We start from the raw sequence: 18,029 nt of genomic DNA on the forward strand, positions 1-18,029 counted from the left end.
GTTCTGAGATGAAGACCTCGACCCTGGTCCACCGTTTCGGCGAGTCCGCCGCCCGCGGTGGCGACCGCTCCGCCGTGCTCGGCGACACCGATCCACTCGACTACGCCACCCTCGCCGGTCTCGCCGGAGGGCACGCCGACCTGCTGGCCGCGGCCGGCGTACGGCCCGGCGACCGGATCGGCCTGCTGACCGCCCACGGGGGCGGCACCATCGCGGCCATCCTCGGCACGCTCGCCGCAGGCGCCACCTACGTGCCGCTCGACCCCGGCTTCCCGGAGCAGCGGCTGCGCCACCTTCTCGACGGCGCCGACGTCACCACCCTGCTCTGCGGCGGCGAACACACCGAACTCGCCCGACGCCTCGCCGCCGACCGTCCCGGCCTGCGGATCGTCCCCGCCGTCGACGTACGACCCGCACCGCTGCGACCGGTGCCCGTCGACCCGGACGCCCTCGCGTACGTGCTGTTCACCTCGGGCTCCACCGGCCGACCCAAGGCCGTCGGGCAGACCCACCGCAACCTCTTGCACGTGGTGGACAACCAGATCGCCACGCTCGCCCTGCGTCCGGACGACCGGCTCAGCCTGCTCGCCTCGTTCAGCTTCGACGCGGCCATCCCCGACCTGTACCCGGCGCTGCTCACCGGCGCCGCCGTCGTCCCGGTCGACCTGCGCCGGCACGGCCTGGCGTACGCCGTCGAGCAGCTGGCCCGGCACGGCGTCACGGTCTACCACTCCACCCCGACCGTCTACCGGCACCTGCTGGACGCCCCCGGCGTCGACCGGCTCGACCGGGTCCGGGTGCTGCTGCTCGGAGGTGAGCAGGCCACCTACGCCGACGCCGTCCGCGCCCGGGGACGCTTCGCCCCGGACTGCGTCCTCGTCAACGGCTACGGGGCCACCGAGATGACGTTCGCCGCCCGGCACGTGCTGCCGCTGGCCGACGTCGACCCGACGGCCACCGGCCCGCTGCCGATCGGCACGGCACTGCCCGGGTACGCGCTGCGGCTGGCACCGGACGGCGAGATCGTGGTCCGCAGCCCGCACCTCGCACCCGGCTACCTCGGCCAGAGCAGCGACACCTTCGGCCGTGACCCCGACGGCGTGCCCGCGTACCGCACCGGCGACCTCGGCGAGCTGCTGCCCACCGGCGAGCTGCGCTGTCTCGGCCGGCTCGACCGGCAGGTCAAGGTCCGCGGCTTCCGGGTCGAGCTGACCGAGATCGAGGCGGTGCTCGCCGCCGAGCCGGGCGTCGCCGAGGTACGCGCCATCGCCCGCGGCGGCGAACTGCTGGCGTACGTCCGGCCGGCCGGTGCGCCACCCGACCCGGCCGCGCTGCGGGCTGCCCTGACCCGCCAGCTACCCGACTACGCGTTGCCCCGCGCCGTCGTGCCGGTCGCCGAGTTCCCGCTGACCGTCAGCGGGAAGGTCGACGAGCGGGCGCTGCCCGACCCGGCCTGGGCCGTACCGGTCTCGGACCGTCCGGCCACGCCGACCGAGCGGGTCGTGCACGACATCTGGTGCGACGTGCTCGGCCGGGACGCGGTCGGCCGTACCGACAGCTTCTTCGACGTCGGCGGGCAGTCGTTGCTGCTCGGCCGGGTGCAGCAGCGGTTGGCCGAACGGTTCGGCGTCGGAGTGCCGCTGCTGCGGCTCTTCGACCATCCGACGGTCGCCGCCCAGGCCCGGCTGGTCGACCCGCCCGCGCAGGTCACCCCACCGGTGCCCGCCCCGATCGCCGTGTCGAACCCCGCCGTGTCGAACCCCGCCGTGCCGAGGTCGAACCCCGCCGTGTCGACCGCCGCCGTATCGACGTCGGCCGTCGTGCCGCCGGCTCCGGTCGGCCCGCCCGCCGCCTCGGTCGGCGCGCGCGACTACACCGGGGACGAGATCGCGGTCGTCGGTCTCGCCGGCCGGTTCCCCGGGGCGCCGGACGCGGCGACGTTCTGGTGGAACCTGTGCGCCGGCGTGGACGCCATCCACGACCACAGCGACGACGAGCTGGCCGCGTTGGGCGTCGGCCCCGGCCTGCGCGCCGATCCCCGGCACGTCAAGGCCACCGGCCGACTCGACGGGGTCGCCGACTTCGACGCGGAGTTCTTCTCGTTCGGCGACCAGGAGGCCGCCCGCACCGACCCGCAGCACCGGCTGTTCCTGGAGACCGCCTGGGAGGCGTTGGAGGACGCCGGTCACGACCCGGACCGCTTCCCCGGTCTGGTCGGCGTGTACGCCGCCACCTCCGTCAACCGCTACTTCCTGTTCCACCTGATGGACAACCCCGCCGTGGTCGGCGACGTCGACCCGGACGACTGGGAGGCCCGGCTGGTCGGTCGGCAGCTCACCGACCACCTGCCCGGGCAGGTCGCGTACCGGCTGGGGTTGACCGGGCCGGCGGTGGCGGTGCAGAGCGCCTGCTCCAGCTCGCTGGTCGCGGTCTGTCTCGCGGCGCAGAGCCTCGCCGACTACCAGTGCGACCTCGCCCTGGCCGGCGGCGTGAGCGTCACCTGGCCCCGACACCGGCACACCCCCGGCGGGCTCGCCTCCCCCGACGGCCGCTGCCGGGCGTTCGACGAGGCCGCCCAGGGTGCCGGCTTCGGCTCCGGCGCGGGAGTGGTGGCGCTGCGCCGCCTCGCCGACGCGCGCGCCGACGGCGACCGGGTCCTCGCGATCCTGCCCGGCTGGGCCGTCACCAACGACGGCGCCGACCGGGCCGGCTTCGCCGTGCCCGGCCCGGCCGGGCAGGCCGCCGCGGTGGCCGGCGCGCTCGCCGCCGCCGAGGTGACCCCCGGCGAGGTCCGCCTCATCGAGGCGCACGGCAGCGGTACGCCGCTCGGCGACGCCATCGAGGTGGCCGCGCTGCACGAGGTGTACGAGGGCACCGCGCCGGCCGAGACCTGCGCGCTCGGCTCGGTGAAGACCAGCATCGGCCACCTCGATGCCGCGGCCGGCATCGCCGGGCTGATCAAGGCGGTGCTCGCCGTGCAGCACGGTGTCATCCCGCCGAACCTGCACTTCACCCGGCCGCACCCGGAGATCGACCTGGCCGCCGGCCCGTTCTACGTGCCGACGAAGGTGCGGGACTGGCCGGACGCGCCGCGCCGGGTCGCCGGGGTCAGCTCGTTCGGGCTGGGCGGCACCAACGCGCACGTCGTGGTGGAGCAGCCACCTCCGGTGGAGCCACCGGACCCCGGGGCGCCCGGCGCGCACCTGCTACCGGTCTCGGCGCGTACCCCGGTGGCGTTGCGGGCGGCGCTCGGTCGGCTGCGGCGGCACCTGGCCGGCACGGCACCCACCCTCGCCGACGTCGCCGCGACGCTGGCGCTGGGCCGGCGCGAGTTCGGCTGCCGGGCGGCGGTGGTCGCCATCGACGCGGCCGGCGCGGTCGCCGCGCTCGACGAGCTGCTCCGCACCGACACCCGGGTCGCCGGCCCGCCCGGCGCGCTGCGCGAACTGGCCGCCAGCTGGGTGGCGGGCCAACACCTGGACTGGACGGCCCTGCAGCCGGCCGACGCCATCCGACGCACCTCGCTGCCCACCTACCCCTTCCAGCGGCGGCGGTACTGGATCGATCCTCCTCAGAAAGGCGTGCGGTGACCTGGTTCCTCTCCGCCGGCAGCCGCGATCCGGCACCGGTGCAATTGCTCTGCCTGCCCTACGCCGGTGCTGGCGCCAGCGCCTTCCGGCACTTCCCGAGCTGTTTCGGCCCGGACGTCGAGGTGCTGCCGGTGCAGTTACCCGGCCGGGAGAACCGGATCAACGAGAACCCCCGGTTCCGGGTCGCCGACGTGGCCACCGCCATCGCCGAGCGGGTCGACGGACCGTACGCGATCTACGGCCACTCGATGGGCGGCCGGCTCGGCTTCGACGTGGTCCGCGAGCTGCGCCGAGGCGGGCACGCGCTGCCCCTGCGGCTCTACGTCGGTGGCGCCCGCGCCCCGCACATCAGCGCGCCCAGCGCCTTCGACGGGCTGTCCCAGGTGGACGACGAGGAGCTGCTGCGCCGGCTGCGCGCCGGCGGCGGGCTGCCTGCCGAGGTGCTGGAGCATCCCGAGCTGGTCGAGCTGCTGCTGCCGTTGCTGCGCGCCGACTTCGAGCGGGTGGACGGCTACCGGTACCGCCCCGAGGAGCCGCTGCCGGTGCCGATCGTGGTGTTCAGCGGGCGCGACGACCAGGCGGTCACCCGGGAGCAGAGTGCCGCCTGGCGGGAGCACACCTCCGCCGGCTGCGCACTGCACGAGCTGGACGGCGGGCACTTCTTCCTGCACGACGCGCTGCCCGAGCTGGCCGCGGCGATCCGCGCCGACCTGCGCGCCGCGCTCGACCGGAAGTCCGCTCGCACCCCGACGTCGGGCGGGCCGGCGCGCGCCGCGGCGGACGGGCACCGGGTGCCGCTGGGCGACACCGGCTGGTCGGTGTGGCGCGACGCCATCCTGCGCAGCACTGGCTTCCCCGCCGAGGGCTTGACCATGCTCGCCGCCCCGCAGGCCGCCGCCGCGGCCGACGAGCTGCTCGCCACCGGCACCGGTGCCGGCCTGTTCGACAAGGAGTTCGCCGAGGCGATCGCCGCCACCGGCCGGGGGCTGAGCGAGCTGGCCGCCGACCCGCTGCTGCGCGAGGCGGTCACCTGGCAGAACCGGAGTGCGCTGATCGCCCTCGACGGCCTGGCCCGGGGCGGCCCCGACGCCGTCCGCAACGTGCGACGCCGGGAACGGGAACGCATGCTGCTCAAGTACTGGCAGCGGTACTGCGGCAAGAACGAGACCGTCGGCTTCTTCGGGCCGAGCTGCTGGGCCACCATCGACCCCGAGCTGCCCGTGGCGGCGCAGGTGCGCCCCGGCGCCGCGCTGACCCGCAGCCGCTGGGTGTGGTTCGAGTCCTGGGCGCTGACCGCGTACGCCGAGCGGATCGGTCAGGACCCGGCGGTGCGCCGTTGGTGGGCGCCCCGGCTCGCCCCGCACCTGTGCCTCGTCGGCCGGGAGGTGCGTCGGCCGGGCCGCCCCCCCGTCCCGCTGTCCCCGGTGGAGGCGGCCCTGCTCGCCGCCGCCGACGGCCACCGCACCGCCCGCGACGTGGTGACCGACCCGAGCATCGGGCTGCGCCGACCGGAGGACGGGTACGCGCTGCTGGACCGGCTGGTGCAGCGCGAGCTGGTCACCTGGGACGCCGAACTGCCGGTCAGTCCGGCCGCCGAGGAGGTGCTGCGGCAGCGGATCGCCGCCGTCGGCGACACCCCGGCCCGGGCCGCCGCCCAGGCCGGCTTCGACCGGCTCTGCGCCGCCCGGGACGCGGTCGCCGCGGCGGCCGGCGACCCGGACCGGCTGCGGGTGGCCCTCGACGCGCTCGACGCGACGTTCACCGACCTGACCGGCCAGTCCGCGCAGCGCCGGGCCGGACAGATGTACGCCGGCCGGACCCTCTGCTACGAGGACACCAGCCGGGACCTGGACGTGGTCTTCGGAGCGCCGCTGCTGGACTCCGTCGCCGCGCCGCTGGCCGTGCTGCTGCGGGCCGCCCGCTGGCTGGCCGTCGCGCTCGAGGACGCGTACGGGGCGGTGTTCCGGGAGCTGTACGAGGAGCTGCGCGCCGAGGCCGGCGACGCCCCGGTCGCCCTGTCCGACCTGTGGTTCCTGGTCCAGGGGCTGTTCTGGGGCAACCGTGAGCGCCCGGTGGACGCGGTCGCCGCTCAGTTCGCCGCCCGCTGGGCGGAGCTGTTCGAGCTGGATCGGCAGCCTCCCGGCACCACCGAGGTGCGTCTCGACGTGGCGAACCTGGCCGCCCGGGTCGACGAGGCCTTCCCGGCCGTGCGGACGGACTGGTCCAACGCCCGGCTGCACAGCCCCGACCTGCAGATCTGCGCGGCCGACGCGGCCGCGCTGGCCCGGGGCGACTACACCGTGGTGCTCGGCGAGCTGCACGCCGCCTGGCCGTCGTTCGACTGCCAGGCGTTGACCCCGTCGCACCCGGACGCGGAGCGGCTGCGCGACGCGCTGGCCGCCGACCTCGGTCCGCACCGGATCCGGCTGCTCTTCCCCACCGACTGGCCGCGGCGCACGAGCCGGGTCGCGGAGGCGCTGATCGGCCCGACCGACCGGCAGTTGGCGTTCGCGCCGGCACCCAACGCCGACCCGGACCGGGTGCTGCCCACCGTGGCGCTGACCGTGCACGACGAGGCGGGTCGGCTGGTGGTCGCCGCCGCCGACGGGCAGCGTTGGTCGCTGACCGAGGTCTGCGCCGGGCTGCTCAGCACACACACGGTCGACGGCTTCAAACTGGTCGCCGCCGCGCCGTACACCCCGCGGATCACCCTGGACCGGCTGGTGGTGGCGCGGCAGACCTGGCGGACCACGGTCGGCGCGTGCGGCCTGGGCGCGGTGACCGGGGAGCGGGCCCGCTTCCTGGCCGTGCGGGACTGGCGGCGCCGGCTGGGCCTGCCGGAGCAGGTGTACGTCAAGCTCGGCACCGAGACCAAGCCCTGCTTCGTCGACCTGAGCAGTCCCGCCTTCGCCACGATGTTCTGCGCGATGGTGCGGGCGGCCGGTCGGGACGGCGGAGACGCCACGACGCTGGTGGTCAGCGAGATGCTGCCCACCCCGCAGGACGCCTGGGTGCCCGACGCGGCGGGCCGGCGCTACTTCAGCGAACTACGACTGCACATCGTGGACACCGACAAGCCGGAGCTGATTCGATGAACCACCTGTTGCCCCTTGGCACGACGGGCTGGTCGGTCTGGCGCGACGTGGTGCTGCGTACCGCCGGCTTTCCGGCCGACGGCCTGGCCGCCTTCGCCGCCCCGGAGGCCGCCGCCGCCGCGGACGCGCTGCTGGCCGGCGAGGACACCGCAGACCTTTTCGACAAGACGTTCACCGAGGCCCTGGCCGGGGCCTCGGTGACCGCCGGCGAGATCGCCGCCGACCCGCTGCTGCGCGAGGCGGTCACCTGGCAGAACCCGGCCATGGTGACCGCCCTGGACGGGTTGCTGCGTACCGATCCGTCGGTGCGCAACCACTGGCGGCGCCGGCGCGAGCTAAGCCTGCTGCGCTACTGGCAGCGCTACTGCGGCAAGGCCGAGACGATCGGCTTCTTCGGCCCGGTCTGCTGGGGCGTCCTCGATCCCGCTGAGGAGCCGACCCGGCTGCGGCCGGGGCCGGGGCTGCTGTCGGGCCGGTTGGTGCGCTTCGAGGCGTGGGCGTTGATCGCGTACGCCGATCGGCTCGCCGACGACCTGGACGTGCGTCGCTGGTGGGCGCCGGCGCTGGCGCCGCACCTGACGGTGGAGGGCCGGCGGCTGCACCGGCCGCTGCACCCCCCGGTGGAGCTGTCCACGCTGGAGGCCCGGCTGCTGGCCGGGTGCGACGGGCGTACGTCGGCACTGCGGCTGGTCGAGGGGATCCTCGCCGACGGCGACGCCGGCCTGCGCTCCGCCGCCGACGCGTACCTGCTGCTCGACCGACTGGTCGAGCGTGGCCTGCTGACCTGGGACGCCGGTCTGCCGATCAGCCCCCGGGCCGAGCAGGTGCTGCGGGAGCGGCTGGACGCGATCGGCGCGGCCGACCTGCGCGCCGAGGTGATCGACGGCTTCGAACGGCTCTGTGCGCGCCGCGACGACGTCGCCGCGGCGGCCGGCGACCCGGACCGGTTGGGCGCCGCACTGGAGGCGCTGAACGCGGAGTTCACCGAGGTCACCGGCCGGCCCGCCACCCGGCAGGCCGGTCAGATGTACGCCGGCCGGACCGTGGTGTACGAGGAGACCACCCGGGATCTCAGCGTGACCGTCGGCGCGGGGGTGCTCGATGCCCTCGCCGCGCCGCTGGCCGTGCTGCTCCAGGCCGCGCGGTGGCTGACCGCGGAGATCGGTGCCGCCTGCGAACGACTCCTCGGCGAGCTGTACGAGGAGTTGCGCGCCGACGGGCCGGTGCGGCTGGCCGACGTCTGGTCCCTGGCCCAGGGGCTGCTGCTCGCCCCGGAGGGGCCACTGGCAGCCGCTGGGGCCGGCTTCACCGCCCGCTGGGCGGAGTTGTTCGACCTGGCCGCGCTGCCGCCGGGGCAGTCGGAGCTGCGGCTCAGCGCCGCGGAGCTGACCGAGCGGGCCCACCGGGTGTTTCCGGCGACCGCGCCGGGTTGGCCGTCCGGCCGGATCCACGGCCCGGACGTGCAGATCAGCGCCGTCGACCTGGACGCGTTGAACCGGGGTGAGTTCCTGCTGGTGCTGGGCGAGCTGCACCCGGCTCACGTGCCCTTCGACAGCGCGGTCTTCGTGCCGTTCCACCCGGACCCGGTGGCGCTGCGCGCCGGGCTGGACGCCGACCTCGGCCCGGCCCGGGTCCGGGTGCTCTACCCCGAGGGCTTCCCGCGGGTGACCACCCGCACCACGTACGGGCTGAACAGCGCGGCCGACCGGCAGCTCGGCATCGACACCGCCCGCGGCGGTGAGATCGACCGGTTGGTCCCCGCCACCGAGGTGCGGGTGGTGCCGGCGGGTGACCGGCTGGAGGCGGTGCTGCCCGACGGCAGCCGCTGGCCGCTGGTGGAGGTCTTCGCCAACCTGCTCGGGTCGTTGCTGCTGGACAGCTTCAAGTTGCTCGACCCGGCGCCCCACACGCCCCGGATCACCATCGACCGCCTGGTGGTGGCCCGGCGGACGTGGCGGGCCACGGTGGGGGACAGCGGTCTGGCCGGGGTGAAGGGGGAGGCCGGCCGGTTCCTCGCGGTGCGCCGGTGGCGTGCCCGGCTCGGCCTGCCGGAGCGGGTGTTCGTGAAGCTCGGCACCGAGGTCAAGCCCTGCTATGTGGACCTGACCGGCCCGCTCTACGCCCAGTCGCTGTGCGCGATGGTCGACGCCGCCGCCCGTACCGGGCCGGACGTCGCGATCGTGGTCACCGAGTTGCTGCCGACGCCCGGTGACAGCTGGGTGACCGACGCGGGGGGCCGCGGGTACGTCAACGAGCTCCGCCTGCAGGTCACCGATCCGAGCAGCTACCCCGGGGGGAACGCGTGACCGACATCCTGTCTGTCAGCGCCGTGCGGGGCGAGTCGCTGCCCTGGCCGGACGCGACGCTCGCCGAGCTGGTCGTGGCGCAGGCCGCCCGCACTCCGGACGCGGTGGCCGTGCGCCAGTGGGACATCCGGCTCAGCTATGCCGAGCTGCTGTCCCGGGCCGCCGGGGTGGCCGCCGCGCTGCGTGCCCGAGGGGTCGGTCGGCAGACCCGGGTGGGTGTGTGCGGCACCCGCCGACCCGACTTGGTGGCCACCGTGCTCGGTGTGCTGCTGGCCGGCGGTTGTTACGTGCCGCTGGAGCCGGGCGGCCCGCGTCGGCGGTTGCGCGGGATCGCCGCCGACGCGGGCCTGTCCCTGGTGGTGGGCGAGGCCGCGGAGGCCGAGTTCGGCGGCGCGCCCGGCGTCGAGGCGATCGGCCTGCCCGGGCCGGCTCCCCTCGCGCCGTGCCCGGCCCGCCCCGGCGATCCGGCGTACGTGCTGTTCACCTCCGGCTCCACCGGCCGACCCAAGGGTGTGCTCACCACCCACCGCAATGTGGTCGAGTTCGTCAGCGGCGTGGTCGCGCTCAGCGGAGCGGACGCCGGCGTGCGCAGCCTGGGCATCGCCTCGCTGGGCTTCGACGCGGCCACCATGGACCTGTTCGTCCCGCTGCTGCTCGGCGGCACCGTGCAGCTGCTCGGCGCCGAGGACCGCGCCGACCCGGTGCGCCTGGCCCGGTTCATCGTCGCGCACGAGGTGAACTGGGGCTTCATCACGCCCACCGTGCTGGCCATGCTCGACCCGGCGGAGGTGCCCGACTGGCGCACGGTGCTGTGCGGTGGCGAGGCCGTCCCGGCCGCGTTGGCCGCGCGTTGGTCGCCCGGCCGGCGTTTCCTCAACGGGTACGGGCCGACGGAGACCACGGTGCTGGCGGTCAGCGGCCCGTTGAGCGCCACCGAGACGGACCCGGTGCCGATCGGCCGGCCGCTGCCCAACCACCGTGCGTACGTGGTGGACGCCGCGCTGGACCCGGTGCCGGTGGGGGAGACCGGTGAGCTGCTGATCGGCGGGCCCGGGCTGGCCGACGGCTACCTGGGCCGCCCCGCGCTGACCGCCGAGCGCTTCGTCCCTGATCCGTTCTCCGGCCTGCCCGGTGAGCGCCTGTACCGCACCGGTGACCTGGTCCGCCACGACTCGGACGGGCGGATCGTCTACCTCGGCCGGGCCGACCGGCAGGTCAAGATCCGGGGGCAGCGGATCGAGCTGGGTGAGGTCGAGGCGGTGCTGGCCGACCTGCCCGGCGTCGCCTCGGTGGCCGTCGAGGCGGTGGCCGGGCCGGCCGGCACCGAGCTGGTCGCGTTCCTCACCCCGGCGGACGCGCCCGACGACGCGCGGCTGCGCGCGTACGCCGGCAGTCGGCTGACCGCCGCGATGCTGCCGGCCCGGGTGCTGCGCCGCGCCGCGCTGCCGGTGAGCCCGACCAGCGGCAAGCTGGACCGGCCGGCGTTGCGGGCGCTGGCCGTCACCGCCCTCACCGCCCCCCCGGCCGAGCCGGGCGACGCGGCGGTGCCCGCCGACGTGACCGGTGACCCGGTCGCGGCGGCGGTGGCCGGGATCTGGACCCGGCTGCTGGGCGCGCCGCCGGGCCCGGACACCGACTTCCTCGCCGCCGGTGGCAACTCCATCGTGGCGATGCGGCTGGTGGCCGCCCTGCGCGCCGAGCTGGGCCGGCAGGTGGACACCCGGGAGGTGTTCGCGCTGCGCGGCTTCGGCCGGTTGGTCGAGCAGGTCGCCGTCGCGCCGAGCGCCGGCGACGAGTTGAGTACCGGCAACCCGCCGACGCTCTCCCCGCCGCAGCGCCGGCTCTGGTTCGTCGACCAGCTCGCGCCGTCCAGCGCGCCGTACAACATCGCGGTGGCGCACCGGTTGCGCGGGCCGCTGGACACGGCCGCGCTCGGCGCCGCGCTGCGGGCCGTGGCCGTCCGGCAAGACGTGCTGCGGTGGCGCATCCCGCAGACCGGCGGCGTGCCGTACGCGGTCTGCGCGGAGCCCACCGACGTGGCGGTGCCGGTGGTCGACCTGACCGACAGCGCCGACCGGGAGGCGGAGCTGGCCCGGATGCTCGCCGCCGGTGCCGCGCACCCGTTCGACCTGGCCACCGGGCCACCCTGGCAGGTGACCGTCTACCGGCTCGGGCCGGACGAGCACGTGCTGGCGGTCACCTGGCACCACGCGGTCTTCGACGGGTGGTCCGAGCGGGTCTGCTACGACGACCTGGCCACCGGGTACGGCCGGGCGGTGGCCGGCCAGCCGCCGGCGCTGCCGGAGCTGCGCGCCCGCTACGCCGACTACGCGGTGTGGCGGGACGCGCGGGACCGGCGTCGGGGCCAGGCCGACCTGGCCTGGTGGGCCGGGCACCTGAGCGGCGCGCCCACCGTTGTGGAGCTGCCCCGCGACCGGCCCCGGCCGGCGGTGCAGACCTACGCGGGCGCGGAGGCGTCCGTCCGGTTGTCGGCGCCGGCCGACCACGCCGTGCGGGAGCTGGCCGAGCGGCGCGGCACCACGGTCGCCGCGGTGCTGCTGGCCGCCTTCGGTGAGCTGATCGCCCGGCTCACCGGCGGCGACGATCACGTGCTCGGGGCGATCGTCGCCGACCGGCGGCTGGCCGCCTTCGACGACGTGGTCGGCTTCTTCATCGACACCGTGCCGGTCCGGGTACGGACCGGCGGCGCGAGCTTCGCCGAGCTGGTCGATCGGTGCGCCGGCGAGCTGCACGAGGCCACGGCGCACCCCGGCGCGCCACTGGAACGCATCGTCGAGGCACTGGGCGTCGGCCGGGACACCGCCCGGGCGCCGCTGGTGCAGGTGCTGTTCAACGTGCTCAACTTCGCCCCGCCCCGGCTGGACCTGAGCGGGCTGAGCGCCGAGCCGGTGGCCGTGCCGAAGCCCGGCTCGCCGTTCGACATCACCGTCTACGTGGTGGAGCGCGACGGCCGGGCCGGGATCGAGGTGGTCTACAACCCCGACCTTTTCGACGCCACTCGGATCGAGGACCTGCTCGCCGACCTGGCGGACCTGGTGGACGCGCTGGCCGCCGCGCCGCACGCGCCGACCCGTGCGGTGGCCGGGGACCTGCCCCGGCCCACCGTACGGGTGCCGCAGCTCGGTGCCATGACCGTCGCCGGTGCGGAGGCCTCCGGCCCGCCGTCCGGTCTGCTGCCCGCCGGACCGGACGGGCTCACCGAGACCGAGGAGCTGATCGCCGGCATCTGGCGGGAGGTCCTCGAGCGGGACCGCGTCGGCGTCACCGACAACTTCTTCGATATCGGCGGCCACTCGCTGGCGCTCGCCGCCGTGCACGCCCGGCTGACCGCCGCCACCGGCCGCTCGATCCGGATGCTCGACCTGTTCCGCCATCCCACCGTCCGGGCCCTCGCCGCCAGCCTGGACGGCGCCGCCGACCGGCCGGAGCTGGCCAGGGCCGCGATGCGGGCCGCCGCCCGCCGTGGCCGTACCCGCCGTATCCCTCCCCGCCGCCCTGGCGGCACCGCGTGACGAAGGACAGCCTGATGAGCAACCCGACCACACGGCCCGACGACGCCAATGACCTGGCGGACGAGGGCATCGAACCGATCGCGATCGTCGGCCTCGCCGCGCGCCTACCCGGCGCCGCCGACGTGCACGAGTTCTGGCGCAACCTGGTCGACGGCGTCGAGTCGGCGACCGAGCTGACCCGCGAGGAGCAGTTGGCCCGGGGCGCGACAGTCAACGAGGTCGACGATCCGGGCTGGGTCAACCGCGCCCCGCTGGTCGACGGGTACGACGAGTTCGACGCCGGGTTGTTCGGGATGACCAGCCGGGAGGCCGAGCTGACCGACCCGCAGCACCGGCTGTTCCTGGAGACCTGCCACACCGCGCTGGAGGACGCCGGCTACGACCCGTCGCGCTACGACGGCGCGGTCGGCGTGTACGCGGGCACCGGCGGCAACACGTACCTGCAGCGCAACGTGCTGCGTAACCAGCGGGCCGGCGGCAACCCGCACACCGCGGTGTCCATCGCCACCGGCAACTCGCCGAACTACGTGGCCACCAACGTGTCGTACCGGCTGGACCTGCGTGGGCCCAGCATGACCGTGCACACCGCCTGCTCGACCTCGTTGGTCGCCTTCCACCTGGCCTGCGAGGCGCTGCGCAACGGCGAGTGCGACATGGCCCTGGCCGGCGGGGTGAACATCGAGCTGCCGCACGTCGGCTACCTGGGGATGGAGGGCTTCACCTCGCCTGACGGCCGGTGCCGCCCGTTCGACGCCGACGCGAACGGCACGGTGTGGGGCAGCGGGGTCGGGGTGACCCTGCTCAAGCGGCTCTCCGACGCCATCGCCGACGGCGACACCGTACGCGCCGTGGTGCTCGGCAACGCGATCAACAACGATGGCGCCGGCAAGGTCGGCTTCACCGCGCCGAGCGTCGACGGGCAGATGGCGGTGGTCGCCCAGGCCGTGGCGATGGCCGACGTCGACCCGCGCACCATCACCTACGTCGAGGCACACGGCACCGGCACGGCGATGGGCGACCCGATCGAGGTGGCCGCGCTCTCCGCGGTCTACTCGAAGGACACCGACGAGCGGGGCTGGTGCGGCATTGGCTCGGTGAAGTCGAACATCGGGCACCTCAGCCAGCCGTCGGGCATCGTCAGCGTGATCAAGACGGTGCTGGCCATGGAGCACGGTCTGATCCCACCGACGATCAACTTCGAGACGCCGAACCCGGCGGTCGAGTTCGCCGACACCCCGTTCTTCGTGGCGAACACGCTGACCAAGTGGGACGCCGACGGCGGGCCGCGCCGGGCGGGGGTCAGCTCGTTCGGCATCGGCGGCACCAACGCGCACGTGGTGCTGGAGGAGGCGCCGGCGGCATACCGGGACGACCGGCGGGTGCGCCCGGCGCACCTGCTCCAGGTCTCCGCGGCCACCCCCACCGCCCTGGACGCGGCGGTGCGGCGCCTCGCCGATCACCTGGACAGCGCGGCCGACGCCGGGCCGGAGTACCTCGCCGACATCGCGCACACCCTGCGCGTCGGCCGCCGGCAGTACGCGCACCGCCGCGCGGTGGTCGCCACCGACCTGGTTTCGGCTGCCGCCGCCCTGCGTGCCCGCAAGCGCGGGCCGGAGCCGGTGACCGTCAGTCCCGCCCCGAAGGTGGGCTTCCTGTTCAGCGGTCAGGGCGCCCAGTATGCCGGCATGGGTGCGCAGCTCTACGCCGAGCAGCCCAGCTTCGCGGCCGCCGTCGACGAGTGCGCCGAGCTGCTCCGCCCCGAACTCGGCCTGGACCTGCGTGACCTGATCCTCGGCCGCGACCCGGCGGCGGGGGAGCGCCTCGTCGAGACCCGCTACACCCAGCCGGCCCTGTTCACCGTCGAGTACGCCCTGGCCGTCCTCTGGCAGGCCGCCGGGGTGCGGCCGGCCGCGATGATCGGCCACTCCATCGGCGAGTACGTCGCCGCCACCATCGCCGGCGTGCTGAGCCTGCCCGACGCGCTGCGGGTGGTCGCCGGTCGGGGCCGGCTCATGCAGTCGGTGCCGACCGGGTCGATGCTGGCGGTGGCGCTGGACGAGTCGGTGGTCGCCGCGCACCTGCCCGCGGAGCTGGCGGTCGCCACCGTCAACGGACCGGGCACCTGCGTGGTGGCCGGCCCGACCGCCGCGGTCGAGGCGTTCGCAGCCACGCTGGATGGCAAGAGCAAGATGCTGCGCACCTCGCACGCCTTCCACTCGCCGATGATGGACCCGATCCTGGCCGATTTCACGGCGCTGATGGGCACGGTCACGCTGCGCCCGCCGACGCTGCCGTTCCTGTCCAACGTCACCGGCGCCTGGATCACCGCCGAGCAGGCCACCGACCCGGCGTACTGGGCTGCGCACCTGCGGCAGCCGGTCCGGTTCGGCGACTGCGTCGCCACCCTGCTGACGGCGGGCACCTGGCAGCTGCTTGAGTGCGGCCCCGGCCGGCAGTTGGCCAGCCTGGCCCGGATGCAGGTGGCCAGGGCCGCCCCGGAGCAGCGCCAGCTCGCCCCGCTGAGCAGCCTGCCCGGGCCGGGCGACGGCACCGGCGACCTGGCCACCCTGCTCGGCGCCGCTGGCGCGCTCTGGTCCGCCGCCGTGCCCGTGCGCTTCGACGACGACCCGGCGGCCCGGCGGGTGCCGCTGCCCACATACCCCTTCGAGCGCCGCCGCTTCTGGATCGACCCGGATCCGGAGCAGCCGGTCGTGACCGCCCCGGTCGAGGTGGGGCCGCGACCGTTGCCGCAGTGGTTCGCCGTGCCGGTGTGGCGGCAGGCCGCGCCGCTGCCGCCGACCGTGCCGCTGGGCCGCTGCCTGGTGTTGACCGCCGGTCCGCGCGGCGACGCGCTGGTCGCCGGCCTGCGGGCCGCCGGCGCCGACCCCGTCGTGGTGCGCCCCGGCGACGCGTTCGCCGCCGACGGCGACTACCGGCTCCGCCCGGGGGTACGCGCCGACTACGACGACCTGGTGGCCGCGCTCACCGCCGACGGTGGCGTGCCGCCGGCCCGGGTGGTGCACGCGTTCACCCTCGACGGCGTACCCGCCGGCATCGACATCGCGGCGACCTGGGCGGCCCAGGAGTGGGGCTTCTTCAGCGCTCTGCACCTCGTGCAGGCGCTCGCCGGCGCCGGCCTGACCGGTGCCGAGGACGGCGTCGCCCTGGAGCTGGTCACCACCGGCACCGGCGACGTACGCGGTGACGACCTGCGCCGACCGGAGCACGCCACCCTGGCCGGGCTGGCCCGGGTGCTCCCCGCCGAGCTGCCCGGCCTGAGCGTCCGGCTCGTCGACGCGGATCCGTCCGACGACGGTGTCGCGGCGGTGGTCGCCGAGCTGCGCCGCCCCCGGGAGCCCGAGGTGGCCCTGCGGGGTGGGCGGCGCTGGCGGGCCGACGTGGAGCAGGTGACGATCGACGCGGAGGGGGATCCGGGCGCGCTGCGCGACGGCGGCCGGTACCTGATCACCGGTGGTCTCGGCGGCGTCGGCATCACCCTGGCCGAGGACTTCGCCACCCGGGCGCGGGCGAAGCTGGTGCTGCTGGCCCGCTCCGGGCTGCCCGAGCGCGAACGGTGGGACGACCACCTCGCCGTGCACGGCGACGACCGGGCGGGGCGGGCCATCGCGGCGATCCGCCGGATGGAGTCCGCCGGCGCCGAGGTGCTGGTGCTCGCCGCCGACGTCACCGACCCGGCGGAGCTGCGTCGGGTCCGCGACGCGGCGCTGTCCGCGTACGGCGGTCTGGACGGCATCGTGCACGCCGCCGGCCTGCCCGGTGGTGGGATGGCCGAGGTCAAGGAACGGGCCGACGCCGAGCGGGTGCTCGCCCCGAAGCTCGCCGGCACGCTCGCCCTCGCCCAGGTCTTCGGCGACCTGCCGCTGGACTTCGTGGTGCTCTGTTCGTCGATCACCGCTGTCGTCGGCGGCTTCGGGCAGGTCGACTACTGCGCCGCCAACGCGTTCCTGGACGCGCACGCCCGCTCCGGCGCGGGCTGGCGGTCGCCGGTGCTGTCGCAGAACTGGGGTGGCTGGGCCGAGGTGGGCATGGCCGTGGAGACCGCCGCGCCGGCCGGGTTCCGGGCGGCCGGTCGCGACACGGTGACCAGCGCGGTCGACCACCCGGTACTCGCCACGAAGGTCACCGGGCCGGCGGAGACGGTGCTGCACGGCCTGGTCTCGGCCAGCAGCCACTGGATGCTCGACGAGCACCGCATCGGCGGCGTGCCGGTGGTCCCGGGCACCGCGCACCTGGAGGCGGTGCGGGCCGCGGTGGTCGACGCGCTGCCCGCACCCGGCCCCGACGCGGCGGTGGAGTTGCGGGACGTGGTCTTCCTGGAGCCGTTCGCGGTGCCCGACGGCACGGTCGCCCAGTACCGGGTGGAGTTGATGCCGGCCGATGACGGGGGCACCGAGTTCGTCGTGCGCAGCCTGGCGGGTGGTCGACTGCGCACCCACGTCCGCGGTGTGGCCGGCTGGACCGACGAGCCGGCGCCACCGGCACGGGCGGCGTCCGCGGTGGGCCGCCGGGTGGACGACGACGCCTCGTTCGGTCGGGGCCGCGGCAGCATGCTCACCTTCGGGCCGCGCTGGGCCGCCCTGCGCGAACACCACCTCGCCGAGGACACCGAGCTGGCGGTGATCGAGGCGCCCGCCCCGGCCGTCGCCGAGCTGCCCGCCTGGGGCCTGCACCCCGCGTTGCTGGACGTGGCGACCGCGTTCGGCCGGGGCCAGGGCAGTGGCACCTACCTGCCGCTGTCGTACGGCCGGATCGTGGTGCGCGGACCGTTGCCGACCCGGTTCACCAGCGAGCTGCGGCACCGGGCGGGTGACAGCGACGAGGTGGTCGTCGCCGACCTGTCGCTGCGTGACCCCGACGGGGTGGAGCTGGTCGCCGTCAGCGACTTCGTGCTGCGCCGCGTCGACCGGGACGCGGTCACCGGCGGTCTCGTCCAACCGTCCGAGGTGGACGCGCCCACGCCGACCTCGACCGAGGACATCCGGCCGGTGGACGGGGCGGAGGCGTTCCGGCGCAGCCTCACCGCCGGCCTCGGGGCCCAGGTGGTCATCGCCACCAGGACCGTCGACGACATCCGCCGCCGGGCCGGCCGGGTCACCACCGACACCCTCACCACCGACACCCTCACCACCGACACCCTCACCGCCGACGACGCCACCCCCGCCGCCTCCGGCGGCGGCGCGGCGCCCGGCACCGAGTTGGAGTCCGTCATCGCCCGGGTGTGGCAGGACGGGCTCGGCGTGACCGAGGTCGGCGTCGACGACGACTTCTTCGCCCTGGGCGGCAACTCCCTGGTCGCGGTGCAGCTGATCGCCGCGATGCGCAAGGCGACCGGCGTGCGGCTGCCGATGCGCAGCCTGTTCGACACCCCCACCGTGGCCGGGCTCGCCGCCCGCATCGAGGAGCTGCGCGCCGCCGCCGTCGACGAGCCGGCCGCCCCGGCACCGATCCCCACCATCCCGCGACTGCCCCGCGCCTGACGAGAAA

5 protein-coding genes are annotated in these 18,029 nt (G+C 75.7%); all 5 read left to right on the top strand.

Features of this window, described 5'->3' with window-relative positions; all coding sequences use genetic code 11:
* Nucleotides 1-8: 8 nt before the first annotated feature.
* Genes F8271_RS04955 through F8271_RS04975 form a run of 5 tightly spaced genes read left to right on the top strand, consistent with a single transcriptional unit; the run spans nt 9 to nt 18,022 of the window.
* Nucleotides 9-3,590, top strand: a complete 3,582-nt coding sequence (locus F8271_RS04955; RefSeq protein WP_151488457.1) for an AMP-binding protein — start codon at nt 9-11, stop codon at nt 3,588-3,590.
* Complete coding sequence (locus F8271_RS04960; protein ID WP_151488458.1) at nt 3,587-6,685, top strand: thioesterase domain-containing protein; 3,099 nt, start codon at nt 3,587-3,589, stop codon at nt 6,683-6,685. Before F8271_RS04955 ends, F8271_RS04960 begins: the two co-directional genes overlap by 4 nt.
* Nucleotides 6,682-8,991, top strand: a complete 2,310-nt coding sequence (locus tag F8271_RS04965; RefSeq protein ID WP_151488459.1) for a lantibiotic dehydratase — start codon at nt 6,682-6,684, stop codon at nt 8,989-8,991. The genes F8271_RS04960 and F8271_RS04965 overlap by 4 nt, the downstream gene beginning before the upstream one ends.
* Complete coding sequence (locus F8271_RS04970) at nt 8,988-12,524, top strand: non-ribosomal peptide synthetase (RefSeq protein ID WP_151488460.1); 3,537 nt, start codon at nt 8,988-8,990, stop codon at nt 12,522-12,524. Before F8271_RS04965 ends, F8271_RS04970 begins: the two co-directional genes overlap by 4 nt.
* 14 nt (nt 12,525-12,538) lie before the next feature.
* Entirely contained in the window at nt 12,539-18,022 is a 5,484-nt protein-coding gene (locus F8271_RS04975; RefSeq protein ID WP_151488461.1) for a type I polyketide synthase, read from the top strand.
* The last annotated feature ends 7 nt before the right edge of the window (nt 18,023-18,029 follow it).

It is taken from the genome of Micromonospora sp. ALFpr18c (assembly GCF_008868155.1).
Classification (GTDB): domain Bacteria; phylum Actinomycetota; class Actinomycetes; order Mycobacteriales; family Micromonosporaceae; genus Micromonospora.

Coding starts and splice junctions, on each gene's coding strand:
- F8271_RS04955 (WP_151488457.1), top strand. CDS start 9: ATGAAGACCTCGACCCTGGTCCACCGTTTCGGCGAGTCCGCCGCCCGC.
- F8271_RS04965 (WP_151488459.1), top strand. CDS start 6,682: ATGAACCACCTGTTGCCCCTTGGCACGACGGGCTGGTCGGTCTGGCGC.
- F8271_RS04975 (WP_151488461.1), top strand. CDS start 12,539: ATGAGCAACCCGACCACACGGCCCGACGACGCCAATGACCTGGCGGAC.